Below are 19,085 nucleotides of genomic sequence, written 5' to 3'. Positions count from 1 at the left end.
CGTCCGACACCCCTGACTTCTGCTCGTACTGCGGCTCGGGACGTTTCCATTCCAATGCCTCCCAGTCCGGGGCGAAGGAGAGACGACCCGGAGGACAGCTCGATGTGGTGGTCCGACCCGGGGTCCTGGACACCGACCGGGTCGGGAGGGCCCGCGTAGGGGCCTCAGGACTTCTGGGTCTGGAGTGTCAGTGCGATGTCGATGAGCATGTCCTCCTGCCCGCCGACGAGTTGGCGGCGGCCCGCCTCGACGAGGATCTCCCGGGTGTCGACGCCGTACAGCCGCGCCGCGTTCTCGGCATGGCGCAGGAAGCTGCCGTACACGCCGGCGTAGCCGATGGTGAGGGTCTCCCGGTCCACCCGCACGGGGCGGTCCTGGAGCGGTCGTACGAGATCATCGGCGGCGTCCTCCAGGGTGAACAGGTCGCAACCGGTCTTCCAGCCCTTGAGGTTGGCGACCGCCACGAACGGCTCGATGGGGTTGTTGCCCGCGGCCGCGCCCTGTCCGGCCAGCGAGGCGTCGACGCGGTAGGCGCCCTCCTCCACCGCGGCGAGGGAGTTGGCGACGCCGAGCGAGAGGTTCTCGTGGGCGTGGATGCCGATCTGCGTGTCGTCGTCGAGGACCTCGCGGTAGGCCCTGACCCGGTCGCGGACGTCCTCCGAGGTGAGCCGGCCGGCGGAGTCGGTGATGTAGACGCAGTGCGCGCCGTAGGACTCCATCAACTGCGCCTGCCGGGCCAGTTCGGCCGGCGGGAGCATGTGGCTCATCATCAGGAACCCGGAGACGTCCATGCCGAGTTCGCGGGCCTCGGCGATGTGCTGTGCCGCCACGTCCGCCTCGGTGCAGTGGGTGGCGACCCGCACCGAGCGCACGCCCAGGTCGAAGGCCTTGCGGAGTTCGGTGATGGTGCCGACGCCGGGCAGCAGCAGGGTGGTGATGATCGCGCGGGGGGCGTGGGCGACGGCGGCCTCGATCCACTCCCAGTCGGTGTGGCTGCCGGGTCCGTAGTTGAGGCTGGCGCCGGCCAGGCCGTCGCCGTGGCTGACCTCGATCGCCGCCACTCCGGCCCGGTCGAGGGCGGCGACGATCCGGCCGACCTGCTCGGGCTCGATGCGGTGCCGGATGGCGTGCATGCCGTCGCGCAGGGTCACGTCCTGGACGTAGATCTCGGTCATCGGGCTACCAGCTCCGCCTGCTCGACGATCCGCTCGGCGACGCGCAAAGCGGCGGACGTCATGATGTCGAGGTTGCCCGCGTAGGCGGGCAGGTAGTGCGCGGCTCCCTCGACCTCCAGGAACACCGACACCTTGGTGTCGACCGGGCCGGCCGCCTCGGGCAGCAGGGTCGCGACCTCGGCCCGCTCGATCGGGGTGAACTGCACGTCCTGCACCAGGCGGTAGCCCGGCACATAGGTGGCGACCTCGGCCACCATCTCCTCGACGGACCGGCGGATCTCGTCGTGGTCGGCCTGGCCGACCAGGCAGAACACCGTGTCCCGCATGATCAGCGGCGGTTCGGCCGGGTTGAGGATGATGATCGCCTTGCCGCGGCGGGCGCCGCCCACCGTCTCGATGGCGTGCGCGGTGGTCTCGGTGAACTCGTCGATGTTGGCCCGGGTGCCCGGACCCGCGGAACGCGAGGCGACAGACGCGACGATCTCCGCGTACGGCACCTCGGTCACCCGGGACACGGCGGCCACGATCGGGATGGTGGCCTGACCGCCGCACGTCACCATGTTGATGTCCGGGGCGTCGAGGTGTTCGCCGAGGTTGACCGGAGGGATCACGAAGGGGCCGAGCGCCGCAGGTGTCAGGTCCACCAGCCGCCGTCCGGACCCCTCCAGTGCCCGCGCGTTGGCGACATGGGCGGCCGCGCTGGTGGCGTCGAGCACGATCCGGACCCGCTCGAACTCCGGCATGCGGAGCAGGCCCTCGACCCCCTCCGCCGTCGTCGCCACGCCGAGGCGGGCGGCGCGGGCCAGACCGTCCGACTCGGGGTCGATCCCCACCATGGCGAGCGCCTCAAGGTTCTTCGAGGTGCGTTTGATCTTGATCAGCAGGTCGGTTCCGATGTTCCCCGACCCGATGATCGCGACTCCCACCCTGTCCGTCATCACTCTCCCTTGTCCTCCGAGAAGCGGGCGGTGATGGTGCCGAGCGGCTCGATCGTCACCTCGAAGACGTCCCCGGGGAGCACCGGGACCATCGGCCCGAGCGCCCCGGAGAGCACCAGGTCCCCCGCGCGCAGCGGCGAACCGAACTCGATCGCGGTCGCGGCGAGCCAGCCGAGTGCGTTGAGCGGGTCCCCGAGACAGTCGCGCCCGGTGCCGCTGGAGACGGTCTCGCCGTCGCGCCGCATCGTCATGACCGTGTCCACCGGCTCGAAGACGTCCAGCGACCGTCCCTCGTCACCGAGTACGAAGACCCCGGACGAGGCGTTGTCGGCCACCGTGTCCGTGATGCCGATCTTCCAGTCGGCGATACGGCTGTCGACGATCTCCACGGCCGGGTAGGCCGCTTCCACCGCCTCCCGCAGCACGGACAGGTCCTGGGCGTCGGTGAGGTCGCGGCGCAGCAGGAACGCGACCTCGGCCTCGGCCTTGGGCTGCAACAGCCTGCCGTAGGGCACGACGTCACCGTCGGCGTAGCGCATGTCGTCGAAGAGGACACCGAAGTCGGGCCGGTCGACGCCCACCTGCGACTGCACCGCCGCGGAGGTCAGTCCGATCTTCCGCCCGATCAGCCGGGCACCGGCGGCCAGTCTGCGTTCGGTGACGGTCTGCTGCACCCGGTAGGCGGTCGCGATGTCGGTCCCGCCGATGAGGTCGGTGACCGGCCCGCACGCCCGCCCGGTGGCACTCGCCTGCTCCAGCCGGGTGGCCGCCGCGAGCACGGCGTCCGTCCCGGCCGTCATGAGTGTCCGCCGCGGGCGGCGGTCCACCGGCACCGCGGTGTGCGGGGCCGGCGGACCGCAGCCGGAGCCGGGGCCGACGCCGGGGCCGGTCGTCGCGGGTTCGCGGTCATCACCGCTTCGTCCATCACGCACTCATCGTCCGGCGTCGGCCACGCCTGCGGACGCCATGTGCCCGCTGAGCGGGACAGAAGTGATCAGCGGGCGCGGGCGCGGCCGTGGCGTGGAGGTGGCCGTCAGACGGCGGGAGATCTCGGCGGCGATCCACTTCACGTGGAACTTCAGCTCGTCGACACGGATGCGCTCCTGCGGGCCGCACACCGAGACACCGGCGACCGCCTGGTTCATGACGAGAACGGGTGCGGCCACGCAGGACACCCCGGAGACGGACTCACCGGTCTCCGTGGCGTATCCGGTGCTGCGGATCCGCGCGAGGACGGCTTCCAGGGCCTGGGGCGTGGCGATGCTGGCCTCCGTACGGCGGCCCAGATCGCTCCAGAGGTACTCGTCCACCACCTCCTTGGGCGAGTGGGCGAGGATCGCCTTGCCCACCGCGGTGCAGTGGGCCGGGAAACGGCCCCCGATCCTGGACGGCAGGGTGCTGGCGAAGTTCCCGCCCACCTTTTCCAGGTAGACGACGTCCTGCCGGTCGAGTACCGCCAGGTGCACCACGTGCCCGGTGGCCGTGCACAGTTCCTGCAACAGGGGCCTGGCGGCCTCGTTCATCCGGGTGCGGTGCACGACCAGGCTGCCGATCTCGAACATGCGCAGTCCGAGCCGGTATTCGTTGTCGTACCTGCTCAGCAGGCGGGCGTTGACCAGCTGCTGGAGAATCCGGTGCACGGAGGAGCGCGGGAGACCGCTGCGTGCGCTGATCTGTCCCAGGTTGAGCGGTCCCGTGGACCGTTCGAAGACACCCAGGATCATGACGACCCTGTCGACCATACTGGACGGGGATTCGGACACGGTGACCTCCTGAGCATCCCTGGACGGCGCCCTGGTCGGCACGGGGCGTCGTCCAACGGGTCCCTCATGGGGAAAGACTTCATCGGCTCTGCATCGTCAGATCACTTCGGATCACTGCGGACTCCCGGCGGAGCCCGCTCTTTGTCGGAGCGGCTCGTCCCGGCCGGTCGGCCGGGTCTTGGTCAGACAGGTAACTCCCGGTAGGGGCCGGCGAGATGACCGCCGTCGGCGGTGAACTGGGACCCGGTGCAGTACGACGCCTCGTCCGAGGCGAGGAAGAGGGCCAGGGCCGCGACCTCCTCGGACCGGCCCATCCGGGCCAGGGGCTGCCGCCCCACCGTGCGGGCCAGGCGCGCCGAGCGGGCCTCGCCGATCGAGCGGACCAGAGGTGTGTCGATGACCCCCGGGTGCAGGGAGTTGACCCGGATCCCGAGTGGGCCGAGATCGATCGCCATCGACCGGGTGAGTCCGGTCAGTGCGTGCTTCGACGCGACATAGCTCGCCATCGAGCCGATGCCGGTCAGCCCGTCGATCGAGGACACGTTGATGACCGAGGCGCCGCGGCCCTTCCGCAGGAGGGGCAGCAGGGCGCGGATGCCGTAGAAGGCGCCGTGGACGTTGACGTCGAAGAGCCGGAGGTGGTCCTCGACGTCGAGTTCGTCCACCCGGCCCAGCCGTGCGGGCGCGATCCCCGCGTTGTTGACCAGCACGTCCAGGCGCCCGAACCGCTCGCGCACGGTATCGGCGGCGGCGCTCCAGTCCGCGACGGACGTGACGTCGAGGTGGAGGTAGCAGCCCGCCACCGAACGCGCGGTCGCCTCGCCGGGATCGTCCAGTACGTCACTGACGATGACCTCGGCGCCCTCCTGCGCGAACAGAGCGGCCTCGCAGGCGCCTTGGCCGCGCGCGGATCCGGTGATCAGTGCCACCTTGCCGTGCAGTCTTCCTGTCATGATCGCCCCTCAGGCCATGGACGCGCCGCCGTTGACGCGGATCACGTGTCCGGTGACGCAGCGGCTCGCGTCCGACGCCAGATAGAGCACGGCGTACGCGGAGTCGATGGCTTCGGCCACCGTTCCCAGCGGAGCGGCGGCGGCCATCCTGCTGGCCAGTTGGTCGAACCCGCTCTGCTGGAACTCGCCCGCGCCGTCCACGTGCCGCTGCCGCGTGATGCCGGTGTCCGTCCAGCCGGGTGCGACGCCGTTGACCCGGATGCCCCGGGGTCCCAGTTCGACGGCGAAGGTCCGGGTCAGCGCCTCGCCGCCCTTCTTGGCGGCGGCGTAGGAGCCGGTGCCGGCGGTGGCGAAGTCGATGATCGTGGAGAGGGTGTTGACGATGCTCGACCCCGGCCGCATCACCCGCGCCGCGGCCTGACTGCCGTAGAGAACGCTCTTGAGGTTGACCGACAGGATGCGGTCGAACTCCTCCGGCGGGACCTCGGCGAGCGGACGGCGGATCATGATGCCGGCGTTGTTGACGAGGACGTCCAGCCGTCCGAGTCCGGAGACGGTCTCGTCGACCAGCGCGCCCAAGGCGGCCGGATCCGACACGTCGACCCGGCGGGCCACGGCCTCCCCGCCTTCCTCCTTGATGCCGGCCACGGTGTCCTCGGCGCCCGCCAGGTCCAGATCGGCGACGACGACCCGGGCGCCGGCCGCGGCGAGGACACCCGCGCTCGCTCGCCCGATGCCGCTCCCGGCGCCGGTGACGACGGCCACCTTTCCGGTCAGCCGGAACACGTTCGACGGGTCCATCTCACTCCTCCCCGCCGTGGTACGGCGGTGCTGCGCTGGTGCGGTCAGTGGTGAACGGCCTGCGGACGCGGCGGGCGTGACTCGGGACGGCACCTGGTCGCCCCCCTTCGCGCAGGGCGGCGGGCGCGCGTCGGACGGCTCGTCATGGCGCACCGGCCCGTGTGGGGGCCAGGTTCCGTCCGAACCCGGCGGCGATGTGCGGGGTGACGCCCTCGGCGAGGCTGCGGTGCCCCGCGTCCCCTGGATGAATGCCGTCCACGAGGTGTTCGGCCGGCACGAGGTCCAGTCCCGGCACGAGGGTCACACGGTCGTCCCCTCTCACCTCGGCGAACCGGCGCACCGATTCCTCCAGGGCGGCACGGAGGTCGGTGAGGCTCGCGCCGAACCGGTTGGGGACGTGCTCGGCGTCCGGGCGGACGATCGGGCTCACCACCACGACCGGGGCTCCGGGAAGGCCTTCGCGCACCGCGGTGAGGTAGAGCCGCATGGTCTCCGCGATCTGGGCGGTGCTGGTCGGCAGGGACGAGTAGGCGTTGGTTCCCCAGGCCAGGGTCACCGCCTGCGCTCCGGAGGCGGCGAGCACGTCGGCGGTCGGGAGTTCGCCGCGCGCCGCCCCCGCGAAACCGAGGTTGACCAGATCGAGTCCGAGGGTGTCGGCGACCTGTGAGGGCCACGCCAGGCCGGGCTCCGTGACCGACCAGCCCTGCGTGATGGAGTCGCCGTAGACCACCCAGAGGGGGCCGCGCGCGGCGGGTTCCGGGCGCTGGTCGCCCGCCAGGCCCACCACCGTCACCTCCGTCGACTCGGGCAGGTACACCCGCACCACGCGGTCCCGGTCCCGCTCCGGCAACCGCACGCGCTCCGTTCCGTCCCGGGAGGGCAGGGGAACCAACCGGGTGGGGATCCCCGGCACTCGTACGACGAATCCCTCGGGGACGGTGGGGGCCGGCACGGTGGTCCGCTCCCCCACCTCCACCGTCAGCTCGATCGTCGACACCGGGCCGGTGAAGGCGAGATGGACCCCGGCCGGCACGCGGGCGGCCCGCACGGTGTCGGCCGTCAGCTTCGCGCACCCCGCGAGCGGCAACCGTGAGCCGCCGTCGGCCCACGACAGTCCCGGCAGCACACCACGGAGAAAGGGTTCCGGCGGCACCTGGATCATTCGGGGTTCACCTCTCCATCGGGCGGCGGACGCGAATCCGTGCGGCGCGGTCGCGGTGTCCCGCTCCCCCAAGTCCGGACTTCGGCCGGGGCGTTGAACACTTCTCGCTTATTCATCTAACTTCTTTAGCGGATATGGCTATATTAACGAGGTGGCTCCAGCAGGCGTCAAGGAACGTGTCAGCACCTTCTGCGGCGCCCTGCGGACCGGCCCCTAGGCAGAGAGGGAGGCACGATGGGCATCACCGAACTCACGCCCGACTACCGCGGTCTGATCGATCTCAAGGGCAGGCATGTCCTCGTACTCGGCGGGGGGCTGGGCATCGGCCGGCAGACCTGTCTCGCCGCGGCGAACGTCGGTGCCAGGGTGTCCGTGGTCGACCGGGATCCCGAGCGCGCCACCGCGGTAGCCGACGAGGTCGACGGCCTGGCCCTCACCGGCGACGCCACGGACCGCGCGGATATGGAGCGGCTGGTCGCCGAGGCCGTCGCACGCTTCGGTCCGCTGCACGGACTGGCGGACATCGTCGGCATCTCCGACAACGGCCCGTTGGGCGAGGTGACCGACGAACTCTGGCAACGCGGGCTCGACCTGAACCTCCGCCATGTCTTCCTCGCCCTGCAGATCGGCGCGCAGGCCATGACTGAGGGCGGCTCGATGGTGTTCGTCGGCTCCGTCTCGGGTCTGCGGTCCGCCCCCCACCACGCCGTGTACGGCGCGGCGAAGGCGGGCCTCGTCAACCTGGTCAGTACGGCGTCCCTCGAACTCGGACCGGACATCCGGGTGAACGTCGTGGCACCCGGCCAGACGGCGACCCCTCGCGTGGCCGAGCGGCACCCCGAACCCGACTACTACGACAGGGCCGCCGGACAGGTGCCGTTGGGACGTGTGGGCAGGACGAGCGACATCGCGTCGGCCATCCTGTTCTTTCTGACGGACCTCTCGGCCTGGATCACGGGTCAGACCCTGGTGGTCGACGGCGGCACGGGCCGGAAGTTCGCCTACCACCTCTGATGCGTGCACGGACGGGCCGGTGTGTACCCGGGCCGTCCACGGATGGGCCGGTGCAGGCCCGGGCACCCCGGGTCCGCACCGGCCCGCCGCTCTCGTGTGTCACAGGTACTCGGCGATGGCCTTCTCGATCATCGTGCGGGGCTTGGCTCCCACCAGCGTCGTCACGAGCTCCCCGTCGGAGAACAGCAGGAGCGCGGGGATCGAGGAGACACCGTGCCGCTGGGCCGCCCGCGGGCTCTCGTCCAGGTTGACCTTCACGATGTCGAGGGCCCCTTCGTGCGCCTCGGCCAGCGCGTCGAGGATCGGCCCCATCGCCCGGCACGGGCCGCACCACGGAGCCCAGAAGTCCACGAGCACCGGTCGCCCGGCCCCCTGGACGGCCTCGTCGAAGTCGTCGTCGGTGACCGCGCGGACGACTGCTGCCATGAGCGCGCCTTCCTTCCTCCGCCTGCGGGCGGGACTACGCGAGGGCGGCGATCTTCACGGTGATCGGCGTGGTCATCGTGCCGAAGACGAACTCCTTGGGCGTGCCGTGCCCGGCGACGGCGATGTTGATCGCGGCCGGGTCGTTGAACGCCTGGATCGTCTGGGTCCGCTGCTCCTCGGGGGTGAGCTGGAACATCCACTCCCACTCGGGCCGGACCAGGCCGCGCTCCCGGAAGTCGATGAACGGTGCGACGACGTCCCAGATCCGCGGCCGGATGTTGTGCAGCAGGAACCTCTTCACCGCGTCCTTGCCCAGCCCCGCGTCGGCGAACTTCCTCGCCGTCTCCGGGGGCAGCAGGTAGAACAGCCCGTCCTCGTTGCCTTCGAGGCCGGCCAGGGTGCTCGTCATGAAGCCGACCTGGGTGAGCGTGGGGGTGCGCGCCGCGATGGACCGGATACGGCGGTCCGCCGGTCCGTGGTTGGAGCCGAGGTCCCACTCCCCCACGGTGTGCACCACGGTCACGGTGCTGTCGTCGGGCCGCAGGCCCTTGCTGACCTGGTAGGGCTCCCAGGGACTCTCGTCCTCGTTCTCGCCGAACACCTGGATGTTCTTGCGCACGGTGCCGATGGTGTCGAGGTCCATGCGTCCGGGTATCCAGGCGCCGAGGTTGCGCAGCGTCAGGGCGACCGCCCGACCGATGCGGATGTTGACCCGGTTGTTGAGGCCCGGCCCGAGCGGGCTGCGCCCGCTGTTGATGCCGAGCTTCTTCACCAGCGGTCCGTTGACGAGGATCACGGGCGCGAAGGCCCCGGTCGACATCAGGACCGAGAGGTTCATCGGAGGGGGGCACGCGTGGATCGCCTTGAGCGCGGCGATCACGACGGGCAGCTCCTCCGGACGGCACCCGGCCATGGCGGCGTTGACCGCGATCCGCTCCAGGGTTCCGTGGCCGTGCAGCGGCGGGATGGTGAGGATCAGTTCGTCCCGGGGCCGCCCCTGGGCCTCGATGATGGCCTCCACCTTCGCCCGGGTCGGCGGGTGCAGCGGCAGGCCGTCGCCGAAGTCCTTCTGCAAGTAGAACTCGTTGAAGGCTTCGACGGCCTCCACCGGGTCCTGGCCGCGGAAGGTGTACGTCTCCTGCCGCTCCTCGGCGTCTTCCTGCCCGGCGGTGTCGGCCGGGATGGCAGCGGGAGTCTGGGTGAGGGCCTTGATGATGTCGTCCGCCACCGGCAGCGTCTGCTCGGTCGCCTGTTCCGGCGTGAGCGCGGTGAAGACGCGGGGCACGACCACGTACTGGAGCCCGGGGACACCGAACACCTTGGCGCTGGTGTCCGTGTCGCGCTCGAAGCCCCGGGCCACGATCGTGACCTGGGGGACGCCCGCCTTCTCGGCCTGCGCGCCGTCATGGATCAGCCAGGACGTGCAGGCGCCGCAGTCGGCCGTGGCGCCGACGAGGGCGTCGCTCTCCTCGATGGCCCGCCGCAGCAGCCCGGGTTCAAAGCGGATGGAGCCGGGGTAGAGACGGATCTTGAGATCCGGGTAGGTCTCCTTGATCTTCTCCGCCACAGCCTGGAGCGCAATCTCGGCGTTGGGCTTGCTGTTGGACAGCAGGCCCAGCACCTTGCCGTTCAGTGTGTCCAGTCGCGGGGCCAGGGAGGTCTCCGCGGAGTCCAGCTTGTCCGCGGTCGGATTGACCACCTCAAAGGTGGCCTGGTCTACGCCGGCTTCGGTCGTCACGGCCTCTCCTCACAGATTTAGTTATCTGTATCAGTTATACGATTGAACTCATTAGGTTCGTCAATACTCCGATCGGAGATTGACGGCCGCCGGGACCTCGCCGTCAGCAGCCACATCACCGTGACCCCGGTCACCGCGGCGGCGACGACCAGCCAGCCGGCCGCCCGCGGCCCCGCCGTCCGGGTCAGCTGGGCGGCCAGATAGGGCGTGAGACCACCGCCGGCGACGGCGCCGGCGTTGTAGGCGAACGCCACCGCCGTGTAGCGCACCCGGGTCGGGAACGCCTGGGTCAACGTGACGTACATCGACGGCGCCGCCGCGTAGCTGAACGCGAGCGCCAGGACGTACAGGGCACCGGCCGCGACGAGCGCCCAGGCGCCACCGGAGCGCACACTCCGCATGCCGTACAGCACGGGGAAGACCAGGGCGGCCGAACCGCCGAGGCCCAGCAGCATCGCCGACCGGCGTCCGAAGCGGTCGGTCCACCAGCCGCCCACGAGGAACCCGCCGGCCCCGAGGAACAGGCAGACCGCCGACAGCCAGTACACCTTGATGGGCGGCACTTCCAGGACCGAGAGCAGGTAGACGCTCATGTAGTTGACCAGCACGCCGAGCACCATGGTGACGACGAGGTTGAGCACCGCCGAGACCGTGATCATGCGCCAGTGACCGCGCAACGCGGTGCGCACGGGCGACCGTTCGACCGCTTCCGCCTCGGCCAGGGAACGGAACTCCGGGGAGTCCTCGACCCGCACCCGGTAGACCACCACCGCGAGCGTCATCGCCGCGGACAGCAGCAGCGGGATGCGCCAGCCCCAGTGCGCCATGTCGTGCGCGCCGAGAACCGTCACCAGCAGACCGACCACCGCCGGGGAGACGGCGACCCCCAGGCTCGACCCCAGGGGGATGAGTGCCTGGAACCGTCCGCGTCTGCGGCCGCCGTCGGACTCCGCCACCAGCGTGGCGGCGCCCCCGATCTCGCCGCCCGCGCAGAATCCCTGCACCATCCGGACGAGGACCAGCAGGACGGGCGCGCCGACCCCGACCGTGCCGTAGGTCGGCAGCAGCCCCATGAGGGTGGTCGCGCCGCCCATGCCGATGACGGTGACGAGCAGCGCGAAGCGGCGCCCGCGCCGGTCGCCGAGCCGGCCGAAGAACAGCGCGCCCAGCGGGCGGGCGAGATACCCCACCCCGTAGACGCCCAGGGAGGCGAGGATCCCCGTGCCCGGGTTGTCCGCCGGGAAGAACAGGGGCGCCGTGTACACGACCAGGAAGCCGTAACAGGTGAAGTCGTAGAACTCGATGAAGGTCCCGAGCATGCTCGCGGTCCCCACCCGTACGGCGTTCGTACGCGTGCGCCTTGAGTCGTGCAGCGCGGACGGGGTCGGCGTGGCTTTCGACATCCTTGTCTCCGCCTGACGGTGTAAGAGTGTCTGTGGACTGGCCGGAGCACGCCTGGCAGGGGCGGCCCCGGGGTTCACGGGTGGACGACGACCTTGAAGGTCCCCGGCGGCCTGGAGGCGGCGACCTCGAAGGCGCCCGCGGCCTCCTCGATGCCGAACCGGTGGGTGATCAGGGTCCGGGCGATCTCGGGCCGGTCGGCCAGCATCCGGGCCGCGCAGGCGAACTCCCGGGTGCCTGTGGCGTCCTGGGCGTATCCCATCGAGGGCACGACGCGGGCCTCCTTGAGGAAGGCGGCCATGTGGGGCCAGGTGATGCCGGGCGGGAAGACGCCGACCGTCACCACCGTGCCGAGGGGGCGCACCAGCTCGATCGCACGGTTCAGCCCGCTCTCGCTGCCGCTCGCCTCTACGACGACGTCGTACAGCCCCGACGGCCGGGTCGCGCCGAGGCGTTCGCCCGCCTCGGTCTGGAAGGGGTGCCTGGCCACCAGAGCCACCTCCGCGGCCTGCATCCGCAGGGCGGCGGCAGCGGCCAGCATCCCGATGGTCCCGGCCCCCACCACGGCGACCCGGGTGCCGGGACCGATCTCGCCCCTGCGGCAGGCGTGCCAGGACACCGCGCCCGGTTCGACGAGCGCGGCCTCGTCCAGGGACAGTCCCGGTGGCAGCGGCACGAGTGCCGACCGCGGGGCCCGGTAGTACTCCGCCATCCCTCCCGGTACGGTCATGCCGACCACGTCCCGGCCGGCCGCGCGGCACAGGTTGTGCCGGCCGGCGGCGCACCACTCGCAGGTGCCGCACCGGGCTATGGCCTCCACGGCCACGGGGGTGCCGTCCGCGGCGGTGGCTGCGATCTCGTGCCCGATGATCTGTGTGCTGCCCCGCCGCAGGTACCTGAGGTCGGAGCCGCAGATGCCCACCGCGGCCACCCGGACCAGCTCTCCCGGCCCGCCGGGCTCGTCGGTCTCCACGACCTCGATGCCCGGCGGCACACAACGGACCGCCTTCATCGCATCCCGTCCGTCCGTCCTCAGGCGAAGTCGTAGTCCTCCGGCCGGAACCTCGCCAGGAGCTCGTGGTACTCCTCCAGCCGCCACGGCACGTTGACCTGCTGCCGGCCGAACTCGTTCACGTAGTAGTTGCGATCCCTGGACCCCTCGTCGTACCAGATGAGCGAGAGCATCGCCTCGTCGAGCCGACGGTTGTAGTCCTCGAAGACCTCCTTGCGGACGGTCAGGTAGCGGTGGCCCCCCTCGATGAGGGCGACCAGCCCCTCAGCCGTGTAGCGCGCCCAGGTCTCCATCCACACGATCAGCGACCCGGCCCGGTTCTGCGAGTTGGGGCCGTACATGATGAACAGGTTCGGGAAGTCGGGGACCGTCAGGCTGAGATAGGCACGCGGGCCGCCGCCCGCGGGGTCGCTCCACCGCTCCTCCAGTGTCTCCTCGGCCAGGCCGCGGTAGCGGGTCGGCCACAGGTACTTCTGGGTGGCGAACCCGGTGGCCGTGAAGACGAGGTCGTAGGGGCGCTCCTTGCCGTCGGCCGTGCGGATGCCCGTCGGGGTGAACCGATCGATCTTCTCCGTGACCAGCTCGACGTTGTCCTCCAGCAGCGAGGAGTACCAGTTGTTGTCGACGATGAGCCGGCGGGCCATGGGGGCATGACTCGGGATGAGCTTCTCCCACAGGTCGGGGCGGTCCCCCAGCTTCGACTTCACGTACTGGGTGAGGCTCGCGCGGTAGCCGTCGTTGCCCTCGTTGACGAGGCCGCCCGCGGCCTGCCACTGAGGGTCCGGTTCCTGGAGGACCTGGCCGCCCAGTCGCAGGGTCGCGATCGAGTAGCAGTACCAGTTCCAGTAGTAGGGCATCGTGTCCAACAGCCAGCGGGTCTCCGGGGAGATGGCCTCGCCGTAGCGCTCGCGCGGGCTGATCCACTGCGGGGTGCGCTGGAAGACGCCCACGCTCCGGGCCCGGCTGCGCACCTCGGACATCATCTGCACACCGGTCGAGCCGTTGCCGATGATGGCGACGTCACGACCGTCCAGCAGCTCCTGGCCCGTGCACTCGGCGGTGTGCACGACCTCGCCGCGGAAGTCCTCGATGCCGGGCGTGTCGAGGCGCTTGGGCGTGGCGAACAGCCCGCTCGCGCTCACCACGGCGTTGGCGCCGAGCCGTTGCGGTCGGCCGTCGATGACGGCGTCGATCGTCCACCGGCCCGTCGCCGCGTCGAAGGCGGCTTCCTGCACGTCGCTGCCGAAGCTGATGTGTTCGAAGACGCCGTACTTCTTGGCCACGTGCTGCAAGTAGTCGCGCACTTCGCCGGCCCGCGCGAAGTACTCGGTCCACGGGTAGTTCTTCTCGAAGAAGAACTGGTAGAGGAAGTTGGTGGTGTCCACCCGTACGTCCGGGTAGGCGTTGATGCTCCAGGTGCCGCCCAGCTCCGGGCGCCGCTCGTAGACCGTGTAGGGGATGCCGAGGTGTTCCAGCTGGACGGCCACGGCGATGCCGCCGAAGCCGGCGCCGATGACCGCCACCTGGAAGCCGTCGGGAATGGACGGCCTGGCTCCCGTCCACCGGGCCAGCCGGGGATGGTCGTCGAAAGCGGCGAGGTCACGGCGGTAGGACCAGTCCCGGTCGGTGATCTCCTCGTTGCGGAACGCCTCGTACATGCGGCGCAGTTCGACGTCGCCCGGCTTCACCTCGGTGAAACCGGCCGTCATACCGAGGAGGAACTCCGTCGCCTTGGCCCGCAGGGTCGGCACGGCCTCTTCGGCCAGGACGGCCTGCTTGAGAGCGCCGCCGTACATGGGCGTGGTCTTGAGCGGTAGTTCGAGCAGGGCTTCGTCTCCGGTGGCTTGGTAGAGCGCGAGCCTCAGCGCGTTCAGGTCGGCGTCGTCCAGCGCGCGGCCGATGAACGCCTCGTCCACGTGCGGTGACGCTCCCGTCGCGAGCCTGCCTTTCCCGGCCATACGGCTCCTTCCCTGCCGGTGTACCCGCGCCTGACGGGCAACCACATATCAAGGTTATTGAGTTAACTTAATCTACTCATGGATCGAGCTTCAAGACACAAGGGATCCTCAAGACGCGGGTGAGCCGAACTCCGTTTTCCTATAGGGGAGTTCGGCTCGTCCTCCGTAGCGTTCTCAGGCCACCGCAGGCACGGCCGTCCGCTTTTCCAGCGCCTCGCGCTCCTCCGACTTGACCGCTCGCCGCAGCACGATGATCATCGCGATCTTCCAGACGACGAACGCGATGGACGGGATCACGACCGTGAACACGCCGTCCCAGGCGAACGGACCGTCGGTCGCCACGTACACGAAGACCCCGGGGAAGAAGGAGACCGCCAGCACGAGGTTCAGCCAGCCGAACCACCGCGGGAACACCGGCTCGGGCCGCCGGTCGACGAAGGCCGACAGACCGATCACGGCGACGTTGATGACGAAGATGACGGCGACTCCCACGTACGTGAGCCAGAACTGGTCACTGAGGAGCTGCATCAACTCGGGGCTGCGGTGCGGCCGGTAGGCGGCGGTGGCCAGCACGGCGAGCGGGTAGACCCATCCCGTCGGCGCGACGACCGCCGTCGTCAGCTGGATCATCGACAACAGGCCCCAGCCGCCTTCGATCCGGCGCATCTGCAGGCTCGTGATGACCGCGAAGGGGTAGAAGAACGGGGCGAAGACGCCCATCGTGACCACGGCCCACAGGATGCCGGTCCGGTGTTCCGTCAGGAAATTGGCCACCTCCTGCGGGCTGTCCGAGGGCGAGACGGGCGGCGAGAGATGCCCGAAGACCGAGAACGCGAGCGTGTTGGCCACGACCACCACCACGCCGCACCAGACCGACATGTGGTAGAGCCTGAACTTCAGCTTTTCGTCCATGGGATCTCCCTTGATCCGTCGCATGGTCGGGTACTGCCTGGGCGCCGAGGACGTGGGTCACCGAGGCGGGGAGGGGACGGCGATCCGGGAAACGGCGATCCGAGGTACGCCGTTGACGCGGAGAGCCGGTGATGCCGCCGGAAGAGGCTCCGCAAGCTGCGGGGGATCCCTCGGATTCCGGGGAAGGGACGTGCGGGAGCGCGGGCTCGTCAGCGAGTTAAGGCAAGCGTGCCTGCGCCGATGCGGGAGTTCGGCTGCCTCGTCCCGGTGAGGTCATGGTCGCGTCGCATCGCGGCTCTCCTGGGTCTCAGTCCGTCCCGATGGGCGCGAAGCCCGGTCGGCTGGATCCAACAGGAGGAGAGTAGGTGGCGCCGATCAGCCGTCGGCCCCGAGTCCCGCTGACCGGGACACGTCTTTCGAAGCCCCCGGGACACGTCTTGCGAAGCCCGTGGTCGCCCGGGCACGGCCCGCACCGTCACGAGGAGATTTCCGCGAGGCAGGTGCGGGCGACGCCGCGGATCAGGCGAAGAGATCCACCACGGGCTTGTTGTGCAGGTCGTCCTTGAGGAGGTAGGTGCCCGCGACCTTCATGTGCGTGCGCCAGTGCCGCTCGGCGCCCTCGGCGTCCCGGGCCTCCAGCAGCACCACGAGGCGCTTGTAGGCCTTGATGGCTCGCTGGAAACGCTCGGGCGACTCCGTCTTGTCGAAGTTCCGCGCGACCCGCATCTCCAGATGGGTCGCCACGATCTCCTGAAGGACCGCACCCTGGACTGCCAGGGTCTTGTTGCCGCAGCGCTCCATGATCAGTTCATGGAACCGGTACGTCAGCCGCGACCACAACACCGGGTCGGGCACGGCGTCGTCCTTCGACTCCACGGCCGACTGGAGTTCGGCCACCACCTCGCTGAGGTCGGTGAGGTCCTGCTTCGTGCGGCGCTTGGCCAGCATGCGTGCGCACGCCGGCTCGGCGATCATCCGGGCCTCGTAGACGTCGTCGACGGTGGTCCCCTGCATCTGCAGGAGCAGTCCGACGTGCCGGGCCGCCACGGAGAAGTCCGGGGCCATGACCTGAGCGCCGCCCCGGCTGCCGCGGCGGACGCTGATGAGCATCTCGGCTTCGAGGATGCGGAAGGCCTCGCGCAGGGTGGGCCGCGAGACGCCGAACTGCTCCATGAGCTGGATCTCGGGCGGCAGCGTCTCGCCGGGCGTCAGCTCACCCTGGACGATACGACGGCGCAGTTGCGCGGCGATCAGCTCCGCCGTCTTGGGCGCGCGGACCGTCTGACCGACTGGCCCCAATGTGGCACTCATGACAATGAGTGTACTTGCTCGGAGAACCTCATTACCGGGAACGGGGCAAGGACGTCCGGCCGCATCCCGCCCAGGCCGCTAGTCCGCTGAGCGGGACGGCCGTCCACTCTTACCACCGGAATCAGTTTACTGATTTATCCGATCACTGTTAGGGTCAAGACGCGTGAAGGGCACGACGATGTCGATGGATGCGCGATGAGCCTCAGTCTCGGTGAGGAACAGGAGGAACTGCGCCTGCTGGTGCGCACGTTCCTCGACGACAAGGCCACGAGCCACAGCCCGCCGCCTCCCGGCACCGGCCCGCAGGAGTACGACGAGGGCCTCTGGCGGCAGCTGTCCGGTCAGCTCGGCCTCACCGGTCTCGCCGTGCCCGAACGGTTCGGCGGTGCCGGACTCGGCCCCGCCGAACTCGGCGTCGTCATGGAGGAGATGGGCCGCGCCCTGTTCCCGAGCCCCTTCTTCGCCACTGCCGTACTGGCCGGTCAGGCACTGGCGCACTGCGGTGACGAGGCGGCGATGGAGCGGTGGCTGCCGGGCGTCGCCTCGGGAGCGCTCACCGCGACGCTGGCGACGGGCGAACCGGACGGGTCATGGGAAACGGACCCGCCCGCCACCGTGGCCGAGCGGGAGCCGGGCGGCTGGGTGCTCTCCGGCACGAAGTCGTACGTCGTGGACGGGCACACCGCCGACCTGCTGCTCGTGACCGCCCGGTGCCCCGACGGCATCGGGCTCTTCGGCGTCCCGGCCACCGCGCCCGGTCTCACCCGCACGGTGCTGGACGCCCTGGATCCGACCCGGCCGCTGGCGCGGATCCGCTTCGACGCCACCCCCGCGACCAGGATCGGGACCGGTGACGCCTCCGGGTCGCTCGCGGGCGTGCGGGACCTCGTGCGGGCGGCGCTCGCCGCGGAGCAGGTCGGCGGAGCCGCCGCCTGCCTCGACATGGCGGTCGGACATGCAAAGACGCGGGAGCAGTTCGGGCGGCCCATCGGCTCCTTCCAGGCGATCAAGCACAAGTGCGCCCAACTGCTGGTCGAGGTGGAGTGCGCCCGGTCGGCGGCCAGGTTCGCCGGGTCGGTCGTGGGCACGCCCGGCACCGAGGCGGCGATCGCGGCCGCCGTGGCCCGCTCGTACTGCTCGGAGGCGTTCACCCACGCGGCGAAGGAGAACATCCAGATCCACGGGGGGATCGGCTTCACCTGGGAGCACCGCGCACATCTCTATCTGCGCCGGGCCAAGTCGTCCGAGCTGCTGTTCGGCACACCCCGCGAGGAACGGGCCCGACTGGCCCGGCTCACCATGGCAGGAGGCGCCCGCCCGTGACGACCGCTTCGGCCCTCCCCCGCAACCCGGAGTCGCTCGACGTCTTCCGTTCCCGGCTGCGGGACTTCCTCACCGGCCACGGGCCCGGGCGGCGGCCACGGGATCCCGAGGAGCGCTTCGCCTGGACGCGCGCCTGGCAGGCCACCCTCTTCGACCACGGCTTCGCCGGCCCGAGCTGGCCTGAGGAGTACGGCGGGATGGACCTGCCGTTCGCCCATCAGGTGGTGTACCAGGAGGAACTGGCGCGCGCCCGGGTGCCCGGCCCGGTCGGGACGGGCCTGGGCATCGCCGCTCCGACGATCATCAAGTACGGCACCGACGAGCAGCGCCGGCGCTGGCTGCCGTCCATGCTGCGCGGGGACACCGTGTGGGCGCAGGGCTACTCCGAGCCGGAGGCCGGTTCCGACCTGCCGGGCCTACGCACCACCGCACACCGTGAGGGCGACACCTACGTGGTGAACGGACAGAAGGTGTGGACCAGCCACGCCGCCAGGGCGGACGTCTTCTTCACGCTCGTGCGGACGGGTACGCGTGCGTCGCGGCAGCGCGGGATCACCTACCTCGTCGTCGACGCCCACGCTCCGGGCGTGGACGTCCGTCCGCTGCGCGACCTGACCGGGGGGCACCTGTTCGCGGAGGTGTTCTTCGACGACGTACGGATACCGGTCGCCGACCGTGTCGGGGAGGAGAACGGGGGCTGGCCGCTGGTCCGCACGAGTCTGGGGCACGAGCGCGCCGCGGGCGCGATGAACCAGGCCGCGACCTACCGGCGCGTCCTCGGCGAACTCCGGCAGCTCCTCGCGGAACGGGGCGCGCTGGACGACGCGGAGGTGCGGGACCGGATGGCCGACTTCGAGATCCGGGCCCGGATCATGCACTACAACGGACAGCGCACGATCTCCGACATCCTCACCCACGGGGAGCCGGGCCCCGTCTCCTCGGTGTCACGTCTGCACATCTCCCAGTTCGAGCAGGACATCCACGAGTTCGCCGTCGACGTGCTCGGCCCGGCCGGCCTGCTGGGCCCCGGGTCCGAGGAAGCGGTGCAGCGCGGCAGGTGGCTCTACGGCTTCCTGCGCACGCGGGCCTCGACGATCGGGGCGGGCACCGCCGAGATTCAGCGCAACACCCTCGCCGAACAGGTCCTCGGGCTCCCCCGCGACCCCGGCATGCCCTCGGTCTGACAGGCGACACGGTG

General features: G+C 70.4%; 17 protein-coding genes. 3 read left to right on the top strand and 14 right to left on the bottom strand.

The genetic code is table 11. The annotated features are described in order from the left end of the window. Window positions 1-164: 164 nt before the first annotated feature. The 7 genes from dmpG to ABT137_RS03085 form a co-directional block, all read right to left on the bottom strand. Window positions 165-1,175: a 4-hydroxy-2-oxovalerate aldolase gene (gene dmpG / locus ABT137_RS03115; RefSeq protein WP_351701525.1), complete on the bottom strand. Its 1,011-nt coding sequence runs from the start codon at window positions 1,173-1,175 to the stop codon at window positions 165-167. Beyond that, complete coding sequence (locus ABT137_RS03110) at window positions 1,172-2,113, bottom strand: acetaldehyde dehydrogenase (acetylating) (protein ID WP_351701522.1); 942 nt, start codon at window positions 2,111-2,113, stop codon at window positions 1,172-1,174. The genes dmpG and ABT137_RS03110 overlap by 4 nt, the downstream gene beginning before the upstream one ends. Beyond that, window positions 2,113-2,913 carry a 2-keto-4-pentenoate hydratase gene (locus tag ABT137_RS03105; RefSeq protein ID WP_351702342.1) on the bottom strand — a complete coding sequence of 267 codons (801 nt, stop codon included), beginning with the start codon at window positions 2,911-2,913 and terminating at the stop codon, window positions 2,113-2,115. The genes ABT137_RS03110 and ABT137_RS03105 overlap by 1 nt, the downstream gene beginning before the upstream one ends. 132 nt (window positions 2,914-3,045) lie before the next feature. Next, window positions 3,046-3,876, bottom strand: coding sequence for an IclR family transcriptional regulator (locus tag ABT137_RS03100; protein WP_351701519.1), 831 nt, complete (start codon window positions 3,874-3,876; stop codon window positions 3,046-3,048). 182 nt (window positions 3,877-4,058) lie between these two features. Continuing rightward, on the bottom strand, window positions 4,059-4,829 hold the full coding sequence (locus ABT137_RS03095) for an SDR family NAD(P)-dependent oxidoreductase (RefSeq protein ID WP_351701516.1): 771 nt from the start codon (window positions 4,827-4,829) through the stop codon (window positions 4,059-4,061). Window positions 4,830-4,838: 9 nt separating this feature from the next. After that, window positions 4,839-5,630: an SDR family NAD(P)-dependent oxidoreductase gene (locus tag ABT137_RS03090; protein WP_351701513.1), complete on the bottom strand. Its 792-nt coding sequence runs from the start codon at window positions 5,628-5,630 to the stop codon at window positions 4,839-4,841. A gap of 142 nt (window positions 5,631-5,772) precedes the next feature. Beyond that, window positions 5,773-6,792 (bottom strand): GDSL-type esterase/lipase family protein, encoded by a 1,020-nt coding sequence (locus tag ABT137_RS03085; RefSeq protein WP_351701510.1) that lies wholly within the window; start codon window positions 6,790-6,792, stop codon window positions 5,773-5,775. A 234-nt stretch (window positions 6,793-7,026) separates the two neighbouring features. On the opposite strand from ABT137_RS03085, the gene ABT137_RS03080 reads away from it, so the two are divergent. Continuing rightward, window positions 7,027-7,806, top strand: coding sequence for an SDR family NAD(P)-dependent oxidoreductase (locus tag ABT137_RS03080; protein ID WP_351701507.1), 780 nt, complete (start codon window positions 7,027-7,029; stop codon window positions 7,804-7,806). 99 nt (window positions 7,807-7,905) lie between these two features. On the opposite strand, the gene trxA is transcribed toward ABT137_RS03080, so the two are convergent. From trxA to ABT137_RS03045, 7 genes are all read right to left on the bottom strand, one after another. Further along, the gene (trxA, locus tag ABT137_RS03075; RefSeq protein ID WP_351701504.1) at window positions 7,906-8,232 is read right to left on the bottom strand and encodes a thioredoxin; all 327 of its coding nucleotides are present in this window, start codon (window positions 8,230-8,232) and stop codon (window positions 7,906-7,908) included. A 34-nt stretch (window positions 8,233-8,266) separates the two neighbouring features. After that, complete coding sequence (locus ABT137_RS03070) at window positions 8,267-9,970, bottom strand: UGSC family (seleno)protein (protein WP_351701501.1); 1,704 nt, start codon at window positions 9,968-9,970, stop codon at window positions 8,267-8,269. A gap of 17 nt (window positions 9,971-9,987) precedes the next feature. Next, on the bottom strand, window positions 9,988-11,373 hold the full coding sequence (locus ABT137_RS03065) for an MFS transporter (RefSeq protein ID WP_351701498.1): 1,386 nt from the start codon (window positions 11,371-11,373) through the stop codon (window positions 9,988-9,990). 74 nt (window positions 11,374-11,447) lie between these two features. Continuing rightward, window positions 11,448-12,383 carry a zinc-dependent alcohol dehydrogenase gene (locus ABT137_RS03060; RefSeq protein ID WP_351701495.1) on the bottom strand — a complete coding sequence of 312 codons (936 nt, stop codon included), beginning with the start codon at window positions 12,381-12,383 and terminating at the stop codon, window positions 11,448-11,450. Between the two features lie 20 nt (window positions 12,384-12,403). Continuing rightward, entirely contained in the window at window positions 12,404-14,341 is a 1,938-nt protein-coding gene (locus ABT137_RS03055; RefSeq protein WP_351701492.1) for a flavin-containing monooxygenase, read from the bottom strand. 174 nt (window positions 14,342-14,515) lie between these two features. Beyond that, entirely contained in the window at window positions 14,516-15,253 is a 738-nt protein-coding gene (locus ABT137_RS03050; protein ID WP_351701489.1) for a hypothetical protein, read from the bottom strand. Between the two features lie 519 nt (window positions 15,254-15,772). Then, window positions 15,773-16,564: a FadR/GntR family transcriptional regulator gene (locus ABT137_RS03045; RefSeq protein ID WP_351701486.1), complete on the bottom strand. Its 792-nt coding sequence runs from the start codon at window positions 16,562-16,564 to the stop codon at window positions 15,773-15,775. 195 nt (window positions 16,565-16,759) lie between these two features. On the opposite strand from ABT137_RS03045, the gene ABT137_RS03040 reads away from it, so the two are divergent. Both ABT137_RS03040 and ABT137_RS03035 read left to right on the top strand, forming a co-directional pair. Then, window positions 16,760-17,887: an acyl-CoA dehydrogenase family protein gene (locus ABT137_RS03040; RefSeq protein ID WP_351701483.1), complete on the top strand. Its 1,128-nt coding sequence runs from the start codon at window positions 16,760-16,762 to the stop codon at window positions 17,885-17,887. Then, window positions 17,884-19,071: an acyl-CoA dehydrogenase family protein gene (locus ABT137_RS03035; RefSeq protein WP_351701480.1), complete on the top strand. Its 1,188-nt coding sequence runs from the start codon at window positions 17,884-17,886 to the stop codon at window positions 19,069-19,071. The genes ABT137_RS03040 and ABT137_RS03035 overlap by 4 nt, the downstream gene beginning before the upstream one ends. Window positions 19,072-19,085: the final 14 nt, after the last annotated feature.

This window comes from Streptomyces sp. NPDC001980, assembly GCF_040296885.1.
In the GTDB taxonomy this organism is placed as follows: Bacteria; Actinomycetota; Actinomycetes; order Streptomycetales; family Streptomycetaceae; genus Streptomyces.
The sequence above is the reverse complement of the archived record's forward strand: the minus strand, read 5'-3'. Positions and strand labels throughout refer to the sequence as shown.

Coding starts and splice junctions, on each gene's coding strand:
- ABT137_RS03055 (WP_351701492.1), bottom strand. CDS start 14,341: ATGGCCGGGAAAGGCAGGCTCGCGACGGGAGCGTCACCGCACGTGGAC.
- ABT137_RS03065 (WP_351701498.1), bottom strand. CDS start 11,373: ATGTCGAAAGCCACGCCGACCCCGTCCGCGCTGCACGACTCAAGGCGC.
- trxA (WP_351701504.1), bottom strand. CDS start 8,232: ATGGCAGCAGTCGTCCGCGCGGTCACCGACGACGACTTCGACGAGGCC.
- ABT137_RS03040 (WP_351701483.1), top strand. CDS start 16,760: ATGAGCCTCAGTCTCGGTGAGGAACAGGAGGAACTGCGCCTGCTGGTG.
- ABT137_RS03045 (WP_351701486.1), bottom strand. CDS start 16,564: ATGAGTGCCACATTGGGGCCAGTCGGTCAGACGGTCCGCGCGCCCAAG.
- ABT137_RS03110 (WP_351701522.1), bottom strand. CDS start 2,113: ATGACGGACAGGGTGGGAGTCGCGATCATCGGGTCGGGGAACATCGGA.
- ABT137_RS03095 (WP_351701516.1), bottom strand. CDS start 4,829: ATGACAGGAAGACTGCACGGCAAGGTGGCACTGATCACCGGATCCGCG.
- ABT137_RS03085 (WP_351701510.1), bottom strand. CDS start 6,792: ATGATCCAGGTGCCGCCGGAACCCTTTCTCCGTGGTGTGCTGCCGGGA.
- dmpG (WP_351701525.1), bottom strand. CDS start 1,175: ATGACCGAGATCTACGTCCAGGACGTGACCCTGCGCGACGGCATGCAC.
- ABT137_RS03060 (WP_351701495.1), bottom strand. CDS start 12,383: ATGAAGGCGGTCCGTTGTGTGCCGCCGGGCATCGAGGTCGTGGAGACC.
- ABT137_RS03080 (WP_351701507.1), top strand. CDS start 7,027: ATGGGCATCACCGAACTCACGCCCGACTACCGCGGTCTGATCGATCTC.
- ABT137_RS03090 (WP_351701513.1), bottom strand. CDS start 5,630: ATGGACCCGTCGAACGTGTTCCGGCTGACCGGAAAGGTGGCCGTCGTC.
- ABT137_RS03050 (WP_351701489.1), bottom strand. CDS start 15,253: ATGGACGAAAAGCTGAAGTTCAGGCTCTACCACATGTCGGTCTGGTGC.
- ABT137_RS03105 (WP_351702342.1), bottom strand. CDS start 2,913: ATGACGGCCGGGACGGACGCCGTGCTCGCGGCGGCCACCCGGCTGGAG.